A 16,341-nucleotide genomic window follows, 5' to 3' on the forward strand; every position below is an offset into this window, starting at 1 on the left:
AATCTTAACCATAGAGAAAAGTTGTCTCTTGGGTCTGATGGTAAAAACCATCCAAGGATATACTAAACTCATGAGTTGGTGCAGGGGCTTTCCTGCCGTTCGCCCGTACATTGAACTTCAATCGGGCATCCAAATCTCCCAGGGATAATTACTAAAGCTGAAGGACAAAAGATGAAAATGGGAAACTTAGATCCCATTATTCATAGTTCATCAGGAAGTTGACTTACAAGAGCAGCAAACATGAATCCAGGAATTGACCTTCAAGGAACTTTTATTCAATCTGTTAAGGACTTAGGCGTACCCCCAGGGGCGGCCAAAGCCCTATGGATGCCATTACCAATGGTATTGATGCTCATTGGGGCTACAGTAGGCGTACTAGTTGCGACCTGGCTAGAACGGAAAATTTCAGCGGCGGCACAGCAGCGTATAGGACCAGAATATCAAGGTCCTTTTGGATTGCTGGTTCCTGTAGCGGATGGTCTGAAGCTGGTATTTAAAGAAGATATCATCCCCGCTAAGGCAGATCCTTGGCTATTTACCCTTGGACCTGTTCTTGTCGTTTTACCAGTATTTCTGTCGTATTTAATCGTACCATTCGGACAGAATATCATCATTACTAATGTGGGCATGGGGGTATTTTTGTGGATTGCATTATCCAGTATTCAGCCCATTGGTTTATTAATGGCAGGTTATGCCAGTAATAATAAATATGCCCTATTGGGAGGTTTACGGGCAGCAGCGCAGTCCATAAGTTATGAAATTCCCCTAGCACTGAGTGTACTAGCGATCGCTATGATGTCCAATAGTCTCAGTACCGTTGACATCGTGAACCAACAATCTAATTTTGGGGTTTTCGGCTGGAATATTTGGCGACAACCATTAGGCTTCATCATTTTTTGGATAGCCGCCCTAGCAGAATGTGAACGCTTACCCTTTGACTTACCAGAAGCAGAAGAAGAACTAGTAGCAGGGTATCAGACCGAATATTCAGGGATGAAATTCGCGCTTTTTTACCTGAGTTCCTACATTAATCTTGTACTTTCTGCCTTACTAGTAGCAATTTTGTACCTTGGTGGTTGGCATTGTCCCATACCCCTGGATATGATTACCGGGTGGTTAGGAGTCAGTGAAAGTGATCCTATCATCCAAGTGGTTACAGCGGTGATAGGAATTACCATGACCGTAATTAAAGCTTACCTACTAGTATTTCTTGCCATTCTTATTCGTTGGACAGTACCACGGGTAAGGATTGACCAATTGCTAGATTTAGGATGGAAATTCCTTTTACCAGTAGGCTTGGTAAATCTGCTCTTAACAGCAGCCTTTAAACTAGCTTTTCCCTTCGCATTCGGTGGGTAAGGCATTTTAGATTTTAGATTCTGGACTGAATCTGAAATCTAAAATCCAAAATTGTAAAGAGAGAGACACACAATGCTCAATTTCCTCAAACAAGTTGGTGATTACGCCAAAGAAGCCGTACAAGCAGGTCGTTATATTGGTCAAGGATTATCTGTTACTTTTGACCACATGAGACGGCGACCTGTTACCGTCCAATATCCCTACGAAAAATTGATTCCCGGTGAAAGATTTCGCGGTCGCATTCACTATGAATTTGACAAGTGTATTGCTTGTGAAGTCTGTGTGCGTGTATGTCCTATCAACCTCCCTGTAGTTGACTGGGAAATGGACAAAGTAGCCAAAAAGAAAAAGCTCAAACACTACAGTATTGATTTTGGAGTTTGTATCTTCTGCGGTAACTGTGTGGAATACTGTCCCACTAACTGTTTATCCATGACAGAAGAATATGAATTAGCCACTTACGATCGCCATGAACTGAACTACGATAGCGTAGCCTTGGGACGTTTACCGTATAAAGTTACAAACGATCCAATGGTGACACCATTACGGGAACTTGCTTACCTACCTAAAGGTGTAATGGACCCCCACGGAGTACCAGAGGAAGCTCCCCGTGCTGGTTCTCGTCCAGAAGACCTAGTAGAAAGTGGTAATCAGTAATAGGTAATGGGTAATGGGTAATCAAAATTTTTCCAATTACCAATTACCAATTACCAATCACCAATCACCAATTGCTACTCAATATTTATTAAACATCAATAAGGATAGAAAACAGTGAATCTAGCAGAGGGAGTACAGTCTGTATCACTTGGCATTCTTGGTGTAATGATGATTGGAGCAGCACTAGGTGTAGTGCTATTCTCTAACATCGTTTATTCCGCTTTTTTGCTGGGAGGTGTATTCATCAGCATTGCGGGGATGTACCTATTGCTAAATGGTGACTTTGTCGCATCAGCCCAAATATTAATTTATGTTGGTGCAATTAACGTTTTAATTCTGTTTGCCATTATGTTGGTAAACAAAAGACAGGATTTTTCACCATTACCTAGTGCAGGATTACGAAAAATATTTACAGCTATAGTCAGTTTTGGACTATTTGCTCTTTTAAGCACAATGGTAGTAGCCACACCTTGGGCTAACTCAAGCAACGGGAAAGTCAGTCAAAATTCCATCGTAGTCATTGGTGAGCATTTCTTTAGCGACTTTTTGCTACCTTTTGAATTAGCTTCCGTCCTCTTGCTCATAGCCATGGTAGGAGCGATTATTTTGGCACGAAGAGAATATCTACCCGACCAATTACCAACCTCTGACCTACCACAAACAATTTTAACCCTCCCAGAGCGCCCCAAAGAACTCATATCCACTGGTAGCAGTTCTAATAATTGACAATTGACCACCGACAACCGACAATCATGCAACTTCAATACTTCTTATTACTAGCAGCGGCTTTGTTCTGCATTGGGATTTATGGTTTAATTACCAGTCGCAACGCAGTTCGGGTACTCATGTCAATTGAGTTATTGCTAAATGCCGTTAATCTGAATTTAATGGCATTTTCCAACTTCCTTGATTCAACCTTAATTAAAGGCCAGGTGTTCACAGTTTTTGTGATTACCGTGGCTGCTGCTGAAGCAGCGGTAGGTTTGGCGATTGTTTTAACTATTTATCGTAACCGTGATACCGTTGACATGGAGCAGTTTAATCTCCTGAAGTGGTAATAGCGCGTGCAACTCAAGCAGGTAATCATTGCTTATAAAGCACGAGATCCCCAGAGTAAACGCTGGGCCGAACTCTGTGCTAAACAACTAGAAAATCGTCATTGCCAAGTATTGATGGGACCTAGTGGGCCAAAAGATAACCCCTATCCGGTTTTTTTGGCCTCTGCTAATCAATCAATCGATCTGGCCTTGGTACTTGGTGGTGATGGTACTGTTTTAACCAGTGCTAGGCATTTAGCCCCCGCTGGTATTCCCATTCTCGGAGTCAATGTAGGTGGCCATTTGGGGTTTTTAACGGAGTCAGTAGATGAATTTCAAGATCCAGAAGTAGTTTGGGAACGTCTGTTAGAAGATCGTTATGCTATCCAACGACGCATGATGTTACAAGCAGCGGTATATGAAGGGACTGGTTCTAATTTAGAACCAGTTACCGAGAGTTACTTAGCTCTAAATGAGTTTTGTGTCAAACCCGCTTCTGCTGACAGAATGATTACCTCAATTCTGGAAATGGAAATTGATGGTGAGATAGTTGATCAATATGTGGGAGATGGTTTAATTATCTCCACTCCCACAGGTTCTACTGGTTACACTGTTTCTGCCAGTGGACCAATTATCCATGATGGTATGGAAACAATTACCATCACTCCCATTTGTCCTATGAGTCTTTCTAGTCGTCCTCTTGTCTTACCTCCTGGTTCTGTGGTCAGTATTTGGCCTTTGGGAGATTATGATTTAAGTACCAAACTATGGATGGATGGCGTGTTATCTACCTCTATTTGGCCGGGACACCGTGTGGATGTCCGAATGGCTGATTGTCGTGCTAAGTTTATTGTCTTACGGGCAAATAATTCCTATTATCAAACATTGCGGGAAAAGTTACTTTGGGCTGGTACAAGGGTTCGTTACAACAATAATCACCGCAATTGATTTTTGTCTATTTTCCTGATCTATTTTCCCTTAATTTCTTTATGTTTGGGGAAAATAGTGGAATTTTAACGTAAAACAAAAAAAGTGGGAGATGATAGCGCGATCGCTACCTAGGAATCATCCCCCACCTCAAAAATCACTAATTAAGTAAACTAATTAGTCCTTAAACAAGAGAGAAATTACTAGCAGTCAGAGTGGGAGCAGTAGCGAGAATAGCAAACTCACCAGCAGTACCGAAGCCCGCAGCGGCAGCATTTTGGTTGTAGAAAAGACTACCACTGCTAGAGCTATAAACAATTAGCCCGTTACTAGTACCTGCCAAATCATCATCTTCAACCACAGCAAACTCCTCTGCTAGGCTGAATCCTTGACCGATAACACTAGTCAAACGAGAGAATACAGACTTACTCAACAATATTTGGTCATTACCGATACCAAAGTCTTGGATAGTATCTAGACCTTGACTAACTACAGTGAATGCAGCATCCCCTGCAAAGCCGAAGACATCATTACCAGCACCACCAGTCAGAATGTCATTACCAGCGCCACCAACTAGAGCATCATTACCAGCACCGCTAGTCAAAATGTCATTACCAGCGCCACCAACCAAGCGGTTATCTAGGTCATTGCCGATAATTCTATCTGCTCCAGCGCCAGCAATCACGTTTTCCATGGTATTAGCGGCAGTTAATGTCAGTTTTGAACCATTGGCAACCAGGGTTTGAGTAGTAGTAATGCCTAGATTTAGGCGGATTGCTGTGGTTGTACCAGTGAAGTCAATGGTATCTTGACCACCATCTACTGCTTCTGTAATGGTGTCAGTACCGAGGCTAGTTGTGGTAATGGAGAACAGATAGGTATCATTTCCTATACCACCAACCAAACTGTCGTTACCTGCACCACCATTCAGGGTATCATTTCCCGTATCACCCAGCAAACTGTCGTTACCTGCACCACCAATCAGGGTATCCGCACCAGTTCCACCATTAAGGGTATTATTCCCACCATTACCTGTGATGGTATTATTCAGACTATTTCCAGTCCCGTTAATCGCTGTAATTCCAGTCAGGGTAAGGTTTTCTACATTATCGCTCAGAGTGTAGGTGACAGACGATTGTACTAAGTCTGTACCTCCATTCAACCCTTCTGTAACTACATCAAGTATGTTGTCAACAGTGTAAGTGTCATTGCCCACACCACCAATCAGAGTGTCCTTACCAGTACCACCATTCAGAATGTTATCACCGCTGTTACCCGTGATGGTATTGTTATTGCTGTTGCCAGTACCATTAATATTAGCAGTTCCAGTCAGAGTAAGGTTTTCTACACCCGGTGCTAATACCGTTGACTCCGTAGCCACAAAAGTATCCGTAATTGTAACCGTCGCACTGCCATCAGCAATAGCTACCCCCACAGGATTACTCAAAGAAACAGTAAAACTTCTGTCTGTTTCAATAATGCTATTATCAGCGATCGCCACAGAGATAGTTTTTGTTGTTTCTCCCGGATTAAAGGTAATAACGCCCAGAGATAGGCCAGTGTAGTTAGTCCCTTCTTTTGCTGTACCATCACTAGTGCTGTAATTTACCTTTACCGTTTGACTACTACCACCACCACTCAAAACCACGGTAACAAAAGCTTTTCTATCTAATCCTTCTACTACCTTAACATCGTTAATACTCAATTTGGGGTTAGGATCTACCTCAAATTGGCTAACAATGCGAGGTTGACGGGACACTATATTACTGGGATTAGCTTCCAACTCCCCACGAGAGTAAGCATCAATTCCGTAGGTTGTTACCGTCAGCTTTTGAGTTACTTGGTCAATGTTAAATTCCGTCCAACCGTAGGTATGAGTAGCAATGTAGTCTCCCTGCAATAAATTAGCATTAATCAAACCATTGGCCACAGCAAGATTGTCATTCAAACCAATCGGGTCATAACCTAAAGCATTGATTCCACCATTAACAACCTGTTTGATAAAATCGTCTTTATCGTTGAGTACGCTATCAGCATCATTGGCAATAGGTAAAGAATTGTAAAACGCCTTTTGCCCAGAGTTAAAAAAGAAATTAGCTACAGTTTGCCCAAAGGGTTGATCATAAGCCACAGAACCAGTAATAATTTCCCAAGCACCAGTAGGGATTTGTGCCGTTCCTGGTCCGGTTTGATAGGTGAGATTATTAACCAAAGTTCCATGGAAATCCGCAGTGACAAAAACCACATTAGTGATTTTGTTGTCGTTAATGAACTTGAGAATTTCCGTCCGTTCCGCTGCATAACCTTCAAAGCGATCGCCGGCTATAGCCACACCTAAATTCTGAATTGGTTCGGGAACAATAATAAACTTCCAGGTAGTATTATTCCGTTGAGACTCAAGTAAATCCCGTTTTAAGTCAGCCAACTGAACTCTACCCAACATAGTCCGGCTAGAATCAAAAGACTGATTTAAGAAATTAGCAATCTGGCTTTGGTCATTAAAATTAGTTACATCCGTCAATCCAACATCACGGAAAGAACGAGCATCCAGGACAAAAGTAGCCGCATCACCCCCAAAAGTGTTATAGCGGTAAAGTTTCCGTTCACCCTCCGTGCGAACATCCCCCGTTTGTCCATAGAATTGGTCACTGATGGGATTATATTCTTGGAAAGTTTGCAGACCGTTTTCGTAAAGGTTACTGTCATTAATCAGTGCATTGGGATTATCGTTGGGAAAAGCAGCTAAAAACCGATTATCTTGGCTAACCAACGCCCCACCGGCAAAATCATTTATTACCTCATGATCATCAATTGTGGCCAAAATTGAAGTAGAAGCTCGTAAATCACCCCAAGTATTTACACCGTATTTACTGCCATAAACCTCTGACTGCTTGGCGCGATAATCCCCTAACGTTGTCGCTTGAGATTTTTCACCAACCTCTGGATTTTTCACCCCAGGAGAGGGAGCATCCGCGTAGATAGTATCACCTAAAGCAATGAAAAATTTAAGATTAGCCTCATCCGCATTATTAATAGCCGGATAGGGTGCTAATTCTCCCCGCCAGTCACCAGAAACGCCGAATTTTAAGCCGGTTTTATTCCCCGGAGTGGCCGCTGTGCTAAACTTACCAATGCTGCTTGCACCAGTAATATCAGTGACTCGATAGAAGTAATTAGTATTGGGAGTTAGTCCATTAATACTCACTTTTACAGGTAGACTAACATCAATTACATTGGCCGTTCGTGTGCCAATAATATTACTAAAATCAGAACTGGTAGAATACTCAAATTTAACCTCACCTGGAAAAATACCCTGGCTCCAGAGAACAGTAGAAGTTTGAGTGGTATCCCCACTAGCAATGCTATTAATAGCAGTCAGCGCCGCATCACCAGCTAACTCTAAAATCCCCAACTGCTGAATAGGTGTATTACCAGAAACATTAAAATCGTTGTCATTAATTAACGCCAGGGTATTTGGTGCAACCAACGCCAAACCCTCTAACTTCTCAACACCAGTATAACCAAGTTGGGCGGCATTAACTATTAAACTCTTGCTCACTGGGGTAATCCTAGCTGTAGTTAACTCGGAGAGTGTGAGTTGTTCAATAGTTTTACCAGCAGGTAGAGTAAAATTGGCGGGATTATTGATATTTGTTGCCTCAGCCAAATTAATTTCATAAATTAATTTATTAGAAGCACTTGTCCCTAAATCATCCCGCTCTACTACGGCAAATTTACCATTACCCAAGGAAACAGCATCGCCTATTTTATCTGTCTTGGCGTTACCACTGCCTGTAATATTATCCAAAAGGTAGAGATATTCACCCGTGACTTGTTCAGAAACGATATCAAATTCTAAAATCCGCAAATTACGGGAATTTCTGGATGTTGTATCACCGGCATTATCTGGATTATCAATGGCACTTTGAATAAAGGCGTAAAGTTTGCTACCCTCCAAAGCCACGGCCTCAAAACCGCGATTATTGCGACGTTGGGCATAAACTGCTGGTAAAACTTCTGTACCGAAAGTTCCGGGCGCTGCGTCAGTTGCAGGGGCGATAGCAGTTCCTTGGGGAATAAAACGCTCAAGTAGTTTACCATTAACATCAAAATGATAAATAGCCGGACGGTATTCATCTACTAGCCAATAATCACCATTAGGTGCAATGACAATTCCCTCTAAATCAGCCCCTAATGCCTTGTTAGGGATAAGCTGACCATTCAAATCAACGGCAATTTCATCGGTGTAGGCTGTACCATTGCCCCCAGCTTGCAGATTAGGAAGTCCGGTTAATGGCGTTGTCCCATCTTTCTCAAACAGTCCGGTTCTTTTGGTAATGGCGATCGCCCCTGTTTGTTGATTGAGTTCAAAACTGACTATCTCTGGTTGAAAATCCGGTAAATAGAATGGCCGATTAGCCCCGGTGGAGTCGCCATTGGGTCCTCTATCAGTGTGAGTGACAAATTGCAGATTACCATTGGCCGCTATACCCTGGAAATACAAACCAGAGAAGCCACCTAAGAAAATATCTTGTCCTTTAACGGTTGTGCCTAATTTGGGTAAATTAGTAAATTGGTAATTAGTTAGTCTTGATTGCAGGACGGGATTACGGGGGTCGTAACTAGTAGTATCTATTTGCAGCGCATTAGGTAAAGCATTAGCAATATTTTCCCAGGGTACTAATTTAAAATTGCTGCTGATATTCTCACCATTGACAACAGTAGCAGGATCATTAGACCCATCCTGAGTAACAAAAAGACCTAAGGGGAAATTAGGACCTAAGGGCAAGTTAATTACATCAGCCCCATCAGACTCCTGAACGCTGTCAATCCCCCCATTATTACCAACTCCAAATCGTCCTAAAAAGTTATTATTGCCTTCACGGGTGTAAACTGCAAAGGTATTATCACCTTGACTAGATGCTAAAAGGTAGCCCGTACCGTCTTTACCATAGTAAATGGTTAGCCCTTCAACATCATTGGTGAGGTTTGCCCCACCTTCTGCCTTGACTTTCTCAATTAATCTACCAACGGGACTACCATTGGGTTCAGCGTTAAATTTCCAAATACCTACATCTTCTTGACCAATGTACAGAAAACCCGTTTCTTGGTCTACTACCATACCCTCTGTTTGAGGTGTAGCGCCCGCTGTTGTTGATGAGGGAATTGTGAACTCACGCACCAGATCATAACCAATTTTGCCGTTGCCTCGATTAACTAACTTGAGTTGGGCTACATCTCCAGTTTGACGACGACTAGTAAAAACATAGTAATCATTAGTGAGAGGACTGCGGTATAGTGCTAGTCCATAAGCACTACGGGTAGATGGTGAATAGGGAGCAGTGAAGGGTAAAGCCTGGAAAATTGTAGCTGCACTGCTATCGGTAATGTTTTCTAGGAAGTTGCCACTGGTAGACTGGGGGTTAATTTTGAAGATTGCTAGTTTATCATTATGGCGATCGCTGGCCACAGCTACATCAATTTTTTCACCACCCAAGGTAAAACCATATTGCAAATCAATATTGTTGTAGCGAACATCTGGACTACTAGGGTTAATAGTTTGCAACAGGTTTCCAGCTAAATCATAAATCCGCAAGCCGCCATTTTTGACGCTGGTTAAAACTAGGCTTTTGCTAGAATCTGTAGCATTAACATAAATTGCTGGATCATCCGCATCGGCTCTTTGACTAAATGGTAAACTACCATCATCTAAAAGTGCTGGACGGGTTTCCACAATGGGCGTAACTGTGGGGACTATATCAGCGCTCAGGGTGAGGATTTGAGTAAATTGGGTAGAATTAAAGTTGTTATCACTCACTAAAACGATAGACTGTTTACCATCTGCCAATTTGGGACCAAAGGCTAGACCTTCAATATTATCTGTACCTGTGGGATGATTGTTGTCGCTATTAGGTAAACCCAAGGAATCAAGATTTAATAACAGACGTTTTTGCACAGGTTGAATTGCAGCTAATTGGTCGGGAGTTAAACCACCCAAGGAATTAACTGCCAAAGAATTAACTGTACTAATATCCGTTGCACTTTGAAGGGTGATTTCGTAGATTTTGATTGTGTTTCCTTGCCCGACTGCAAAGGATCGCTCTAAAGCTAAGAGAGTGCCACGATTATCAATTGCCAGTAAATCCACTAAACCGTTATCTGCCGCAGTTCCACCAATAGGGGCTTTAGCAATAGGGTCAGTAATATACAGGTATTCCTTTTCTGGTTGTCCTGTTACCAGATTATATTGAATAATCCGGGAACGGCTGCTGGTGGTAGTTGTAGAAATTGCACCATCTTGAAAGAGGGCGCTTTCCGTAGCTGTGAATAGAGTTTTCTGGTCAGGAGTAATAGTTAGACTTTCATAGGCTAAATTATTACGCACCCCTGATGTTTGAGTATCACCCGTATCCACAATACCATTACCATTAGTGTCTTGAACCACAGGGTTAAACTTATTAGGTACTGCTAAAGAGCGAATTTCTTGCCCGGTGGTTAAGTTAAACTCCTTAATAAAGGGATTTGTAACCCGACTTGCACCTAAATCTGGTCTAACTTCTCCTTCTGAAGAGATAAAAACTGTCCCATTGCTAGTTAAAGCAATACCTTCTGGATCTAAACTATTAGCGGCAAAAGCATTACCATTAATATCCCTCAATTGGACAACATTAGTAAAAGTCACTGCATTAGTAACAGGGTCAAGAGTGAAGGTATAAAAACGGGCATTAGATGAGCGATCGTCAGAAATGGCATAATAGCGATTATTTACCGCATCGTAAGTCACACCAGACAAACCACCCAACGCAACTTGTTGACCATTTAGCGTTCCTGCTGCACCAGTGGGAATAAAACCCGTATTAAAGATTTGTTGTCCCTTAAATCCCACACTAACAACAGATTTCCCCGCTTCCGTCGCGCCAACTTGCACATCTGCAAAAATTAACCGATGGTCGGAACTGGGGAAACCACCGGGAAGACTAGCATTAAAAGTTCCTACTAAAGGGAAATTTGCATCAGTATTATTAGGCCAGTACACCCCTGAGTTAGTAGTTTGTAAATCTGTGGAAGGGAGTACATAGTCTGTACGCAGATTTCCTGGTGCAGTATCGGCAAAGTCTGCCGTGTCAAAAGCAGGATTACCTTTTTGATTAGTATTTGCCCCACGTTGTAAAATTGCCTGTTGAGGAGCGCCTAAACTAGTAGGGATAACATTGGTATTAACACTCGGATTTAGTAACAATTGGCTAATAGCATTATTATAACTATCACCGTCACTAGGATCAGCATTTTGATCGCCCATGATCACAAAACTTGAACCAGCGGGAAGATTGCCTTGTTTACCATTATCATCGTAGATATAATCACCTTTCCCGGTTGTAATATAATCAGCCCAGAAGCGAATTTCATCACTATTACGTTTACCATTGCGGTCTTCTGTTCCGTCAAAAGTGGGTGGTGTGGGGTGACTCACAAGAACATGAATTGTTTTTTCATTTATCTGAATAGGTACATCCCAATGGCTTTTAGAAGATAATCTGAGGATGTTAATTTCTTGAGGTGAATAAAAACCATTTAATTTTTCGTTAGCTATTGTTGCAGGATTATCCACGCTAGGGTCATTTGTCAACAAATTTCCCGGCATATCTTTCCACAGAAAATTTTGGAAGGTGCGAACATTGGCAACATCAATGGGATACTTAGACAATAGAAGCATTCCGTACTGACCGGGGAAATTCCCAAAACCTAAAGCATCATCACCGTATCCAGTTGCACCTGGAGTTGTCACGGCTGTACCATTATTATTCAAATCAAAACCAGAAGCAATCCCGGTATTAGAGGGAGCGATAAAAAAGTAGGGATAGGTGACTGGTAAGGCACTATTTTGACTGATTTCGAGGTAATTTTGCCTAAACAAGTTTACAGCCTGAGTTGAGTAATCAAATTCGTTGATTAGTAGTACATCTGGGTTGTTGCGTTGAATGATTTCGGCGACTGTTTTACCCTGAAGGTTGTTGGGAGTAGCTAAATCAGTTACTAACTGACCTGCTGTATTACGATTTAGAGACGCATTAAACTGGGAAAACCGAACTGTGTAACTCATGACTATTATTCCCTTTTTTTTATAGACGTGCAGACAGCGGGTTATTACTAATGAACCAATATAAAATCATGTCTGTTGACAGGGAGGGATGGGACGCTATTGTTTTATGAAGATGTACTTTATTTGTTGTCATCCACAAACCATCCATCCCATAAAATTGGTATTAGAAACCTATGTCTAAAAGAAAGAATAAAAGATAATAGTTAAGACAGGATTATTTAAGGTTTAAGTTCATATATAAAAATGATAAAATAATTGACTAATCACTAATGAGTAAATATTAAGCAAGTGAACGGAAAAAAAACCGACATAAGTAACGAAAAGTAAAGTTGCCCAAAACCTCTTCCTTCCAGTTAAGAGTTCCCTGTTCCCTGGTCATAACGACAATTTTTAACGCCAACCTACTTATACCTTCTTGAAATAAAAAAAGTGGGAGATGATAGCAAAGCGCGACCTAGGAATCATCCCCCACCTCAAAAATTACTAATTAAGTAAACTAATTAGTCCTTAAACAAGAGAGAAATTACTAGCAGTCAGAGTGGGAGCAGTGACGAGAATAGCAAACTCACCACCAGTACCAAAGCCCGCAGCCGCGCCATTTTGGTTGTAGTAAAGACTACCACTGCTAGAGCTATAAACAATCAGCCCGTTACTAGTACCTACCAAATCATCATCTTCAACCACAGCAAACTCGTTTGCTACACTGAATCCTTGACCGATAACACTGGTAACAGAAGCAAATACAGACTTACTCAACAATATTTTATCATTACCGATACCAAAGTCTTGGATAGTATCTAGACCTTGACTAGCTACAGTGAATGCAGAATTCCCTGCCAAGCTGAAGACATCATTACCAGCGCCACCAGTCAGAATGTCATTACCAGCACCACCAACTAGAGTATCATTACCAGCACCACCAGTCAGAATGTCATTACCAGCGCCACCAACCAAGCGGTTATCTAGGTCATTGCCGATAATTTTATCGGACCCAGCACCAGCAATCAGATTTTCAATGGTATTAGCGACAGTTAATGTCAGTTTTGAACCATTAGCAACCAGGGTTTGAGTAGTAGTAATGCCTAGATTTAGGCGAATTGCTGCGGTTGTACCTGTGAAGTCAATGGTATCTTGACCACCACTTACTGCTTCTGTAATGGTGTCAGTACCGAGGCTAGTTGTGGTAATGACAAAATTATAGGTATCATTTCCTATACCACCAACCAAACTGTCATTACCTACACCACCAATCAGGGTATCATTTCCTGTATCACCATTGAGGGTGTTATTTCCACTGTTACCTGTGATGGTATTATTCAGGCTATTGCCAGTGCCGTTAATGGCTGTAGTTCCAGTGAGGGTGAGGTTTTCTACGTTGGCGCTCAGAGTGTAGGTGACAGATGATTGTACTAAGTCTGTACCTCCATTCAATGCTTCTGTAACTACATCAAGTATGTTGTCAACAATGTAAGTATCATTGCCTACACCGCCAATCAGGGTATCCGCACCAGCACCACCGTTTAGGGTGTTATCACCATTGTTACCTGTGATAGTGTTATTAGCGGTGTTACCTGTGCCGTTAATGTTAGCTATTCCAGTGAGGGTGAGGTTTTCTACGTTGGCACTCAGAGTGTAAGTGATAGATGATTGGACTAAATCCGTACCTTGAGTAGCTGCTTCTGTGACTACATCACCCGTGCTATCAACAACATAAGTATCATTTCCTATACCACCAACCAAACTGTCATTACCCACACCACCAATCAGGGTGTCATTACCCGCAAAACCAGTGAGTTTGTTATTTCCACTATTGCCAGTGATGATGTTATTAGCGGCGTTACCTGTACCATCAATGTTGTTAACACCAGTCAAGGTGAGGTTGGTTTTTGCTGCTGCTAATGTGGTAGTAACACCAGAGGTAACGGTATCAATATCAAGTAGTGATGAGAACAATTGACTGGCATTAAAGCTAATGTTGTTAAAACTTGGATTTAATGATACCAAAACATTCGGTGTTAAACCAGAAACAACTTTTGTTTGTCCTTGAATAGATCCGGGGGCTGATGTTGTATCAACTTCAATGTGCAAAGGTGTCTCTGGAGAGAAATCTGGTTCACTGAGATTGATTGCTGCTACCAAATCCCAGACAGGATTTGGATCATTATTGCTAGCAATAACAGTCAATGCGAAATCTAAAAATTCTGCTGCAAGCTTACTTTCCGAATTTGGTGTTGTTAGCCATGCTTCGTAGTCTTTTCTATTAAACTCAATTTTGTTGGTTGCATCCAGAGGAGTGAGTTGAATTTTCAGTCCTCTTTCTCCAGCCTTAAATACCTCTTGTGCTGCAACTGGATCAACCCAGATATTGAACTCAGCCACTGTATTGGTAGAGAATGGTGGATCAGGAAGTACAGCAAGATTACCGGGAACAAAAACAGCCCCTCCCAAAATTTGCAAGACAGAAATATTGTTGATAATTGAAGGGTCAAGACGCAAAGCTTCAGCGATATTAGTTAGTGAACCAGTTGACAAAACTGCTACCGGTTGAGGTGATTGCTTAATTTTTTCAACAATCAGTTCTGCCGCATTCCTAGTTACAAAAGAGGGGATTTCTTGTGGTAGTGTGACAAAAGGACTCCAGAATGTAGTTGCCCCATCCCGAATAAAGTCTGGAAAGGCGTTATTTCCTGCTAATGGTGTGGATCTACCAATACCAATAGGAATGGTAGTCTCATCCAATCGGTATAGCATTTTGGCCAGATTACTAGCAAACGTTGGAGGATTAGCAATACCTTGTGAGATTGTAACTGCTTGAACATCAAACTTAGGATTGGCCAACATGAAAGCTAATGCGGTCATCCCATCCTGACTACCATCATCATCCACAATTAAAGGAATACGATCCTGAGACATATAGCAAAAGTTATTATGAAATAGTTTTTAACGAGATTATACTTTATGAACCAGATTATACCTTCTTGAAATAAAAAAAGTGGGAGATGATAGCAAAGCGCGACCTAGGAATCATCCCCCACCTCAAAAATTACTAATTAAGTAAACTAATTAGTCCTTAAACAAGAGAGAAATTACTAGCAGTCAAAGTGGGAGCAGTGACGAGAAGAGCAAACTCACCACCAGTACCAAAGCCCGCAGCCGCGCCATTTTCGTTGTAGTAAAGACTACCACTGCTAGAGCTATAAACAATCAGCCCGTTACTAGTACCTACCAAATCATCATCTTCAACCACAGCAAACTCGTTTGCTACACTGAATCCTTGACCGATAACACTGGTAACAGAAGCGAATACAGACTTACTCAACGATATTTGGTCATTACCGGGAGTAAAGTCTTGGATAATATCTAGACCTTGACTAGCTACAGTAAATACAGAATTCCCTGCCAAGCTGAAGACATCATTACCAGCGCCACCGATCAGAGTATCATTACCAGCACCACCAACTAGAGCATCATTACCAGCGCCACCAGTCAGAGCATCATTACCAGCGCCACCAACCAAGCGGTTATCTAAGTCATTGCCGATAATTCTATCTGCTCCAGCGCCAGCAATCACGTTCTCAATGGTATTGGCGGCAGTTAATGTCAGTTTTGAACCATTAGCAACCAGGGTTTGAGTAGTAGTAATGCCTAAATTTAGGCGGATTGCTGTGGTTGTACCAGTGAAGTCAATGGTATCTTGACCACCCACTACTGCCTCTGTAATGATGTCAGTACCGACGCTAGTGGTAATGGAGAACAAATAAGTATCATTTCCTGTACCACCAATCAAACTGTCGTTACCTAAACCACCATTAAGGGTATCATTGCCTAAACCACCATCAAGGATGTTATTAGCCGTGTTACCTGTAATGACGTTATGGGTATCGTTACCTATACCGTTGATAGCGGTTGTTCCTGTAAGAGTGAGGTTTTCGATATTGCTGAAAGTAGCAAGAGCAAGAGCGACACTGGATTGAATGCCATCTGTACCCTCTCCCTGATTTTCCATGATGGTGTCAGTTATGCTATCTACAACATAGATATCGTCACCTAAACCACCAATCAAAGTATCAGTACCTAAACCACCATTAAGGGTATCATTACCTAAACCACCATCAAGGATGTTATTAGCCGTATTACCTGTAATGACGTTATGGGTATCGTTACCTATACCGTTGATAGCGGTTGTTCCTGTAAGAGTGAGGTTTTCGATATTGCTGAAAGTAGCAAGAGCAAGAGCGACACTGGATTGAATGCCATCTG

General features: G+C 41.8%; 8 protein-coding genes. 5 read left to right on the forward strand and 3 right to left on the reverse strand.

Annotated elements, in window-relative coordinates; genetic code table 11:
• Positions 1-240 precede the first annotated feature (240 nt).
• The 5 genes from nuoH (at position 241) to FFO06_RS06435 (ending at position 4,001) form a co-directional block, all read left to right on the forward strand.
• A complete protein-coding gene (gene nuoH, locus FFO06_RS06415; protein WP_137907290.1) occupies positions 241-1,359 on the forward strand; it encodes an NADH-quinone oxidoreductase subunit NuoH in 1,119 nt (372 codons plus the stop codon).
• A 72-nt stretch (positions 1,360-1,431) separates the two neighbouring features.
• Positions 1,432-2,016 (forward strand): NAD(P)H-quinone oxidoreductase subunit I, encoded by a 585-nt coding sequence (gene ndhI / locus FFO06_RS06420; RefSeq protein ID WP_137907291.1) that lies wholly within the window; start codon positions 1,432-1,434, stop codon positions 2,014-2,016.
• Positions 2,017-2,130: 114 nt separating this feature from the next.
• The gene (locus FFO06_RS06425; protein ID WP_137907292.1) at positions 2,131-2,742 is read left to right on the forward strand and encodes an NADH-quinone oxidoreductase subunit J; all 612 of its coding nucleotides are present in this window, start codon (positions 2,131-2,133) and stop codon (positions 2,740-2,742) included.
• A gap of 26 nt (positions 2,743-2,768) precedes the next feature.
• A complete protein-coding gene (gene nuoK / locus FFO06_RS06430) occupies positions 2,769-3,074 on the forward strand; it encodes an NADH-quinone oxidoreductase subunit NuoK (RefSeq protein WP_015080280.1) in 306 nt (101 codons plus the stop codon).
• A 6-nt stretch (positions 3,075-3,080) separates the two neighbouring features.
• Complete coding sequence (locus FFO06_RS06435) at positions 3,081-4,001, forward strand: NAD(+) kinase (protein WP_028085086.1); 921 nt, start codon at positions 3,081-3,083, stop codon at positions 3,999-4,001.
• Positions 4,002-4,164: 163 nt separating this feature from the next.
• Here FFO06_RS06435 and FFO06_RS21470 read toward each other — a convergent pair whose 3' ends face one another.
• From FFO06_RS21470 to FFO06_RS22280, 3 genes are all read right to left on the reverse strand, one after another.
• Entirely contained in the window at positions 4,165-12,081 is a 7,917-nt protein-coding gene (locus FFO06_RS21470) for a phytase (RefSeq protein WP_201275433.1), read from the reverse strand.
• 507 nt (positions 12,082-12,588) lie between these two features.
• On the reverse strand, positions 12,589-14,994 hold the full coding sequence (locus FFO06_RS06455; RefSeq protein WP_137907293.1) for a nucleoside hydrolase: 2,406 nt from the start codon (positions 14,992-14,994) through the stop codon (positions 12,589-12,591).
• 157 nt (positions 14,995-15,151) lie between these two features.
• Positions 15,152-16,341, reverse strand: a 1,190-nt coding sequence (locus FFO06_RS22280; protein WP_137907294.1) for a calcium-binding protein, incomplete at its 5' end; no start/stop codon positions are given.

The sequence above is a fragment of the Dolichospermum planctonicum genome (assembly GCF_005402965.1).
Classification (GTDB): domain Bacteria; phylum Cyanobacteriota; class Cyanobacteriia; order Cyanobacteriales; family Nostocaceae; genus Dolichospermum; species Dolichospermum planctonicum.

What these genes read in the sequence shown, in the direction of transcription:
- nuoK (WP_015080280.1), top strand. Translation starts at nt 2,769, where the DNA reads ATGCAACTTCAATACTTCTTATTACTAGCAGCGGCTTTGTTCTGCATT.
- FFO06_RS21470 (WP_201275433.1), bottom strand. Translation starts at nt 12,081, where the DNA reads ATGAGTTACACAGTTCGGTTTTCCCAGTTTAATGCGTCTCTAAATCGT.
- FFO06_RS06455 (WP_137907293.1), bottom strand. Translation starts at nt 14,994, where the DNA reads ATGTCTCAGGATCGTATTCCTTTAATTGTGGATGATGATGGTAGTCAG.
- nuoH (WP_137907290.1), top strand. Translation starts at nt 241, where the DNA reads ATGAATCCAGGAATTGACCTTCAAGGAACTTTTATTCAATCTGTTAAG.
- ndhI (WP_137907291.1), top strand. Translation starts at nt 1,432, where the DNA reads ATGCTCAATTTCCTCAAACAAGTTGGTGATTACGCCAAAGAAGCCGTA.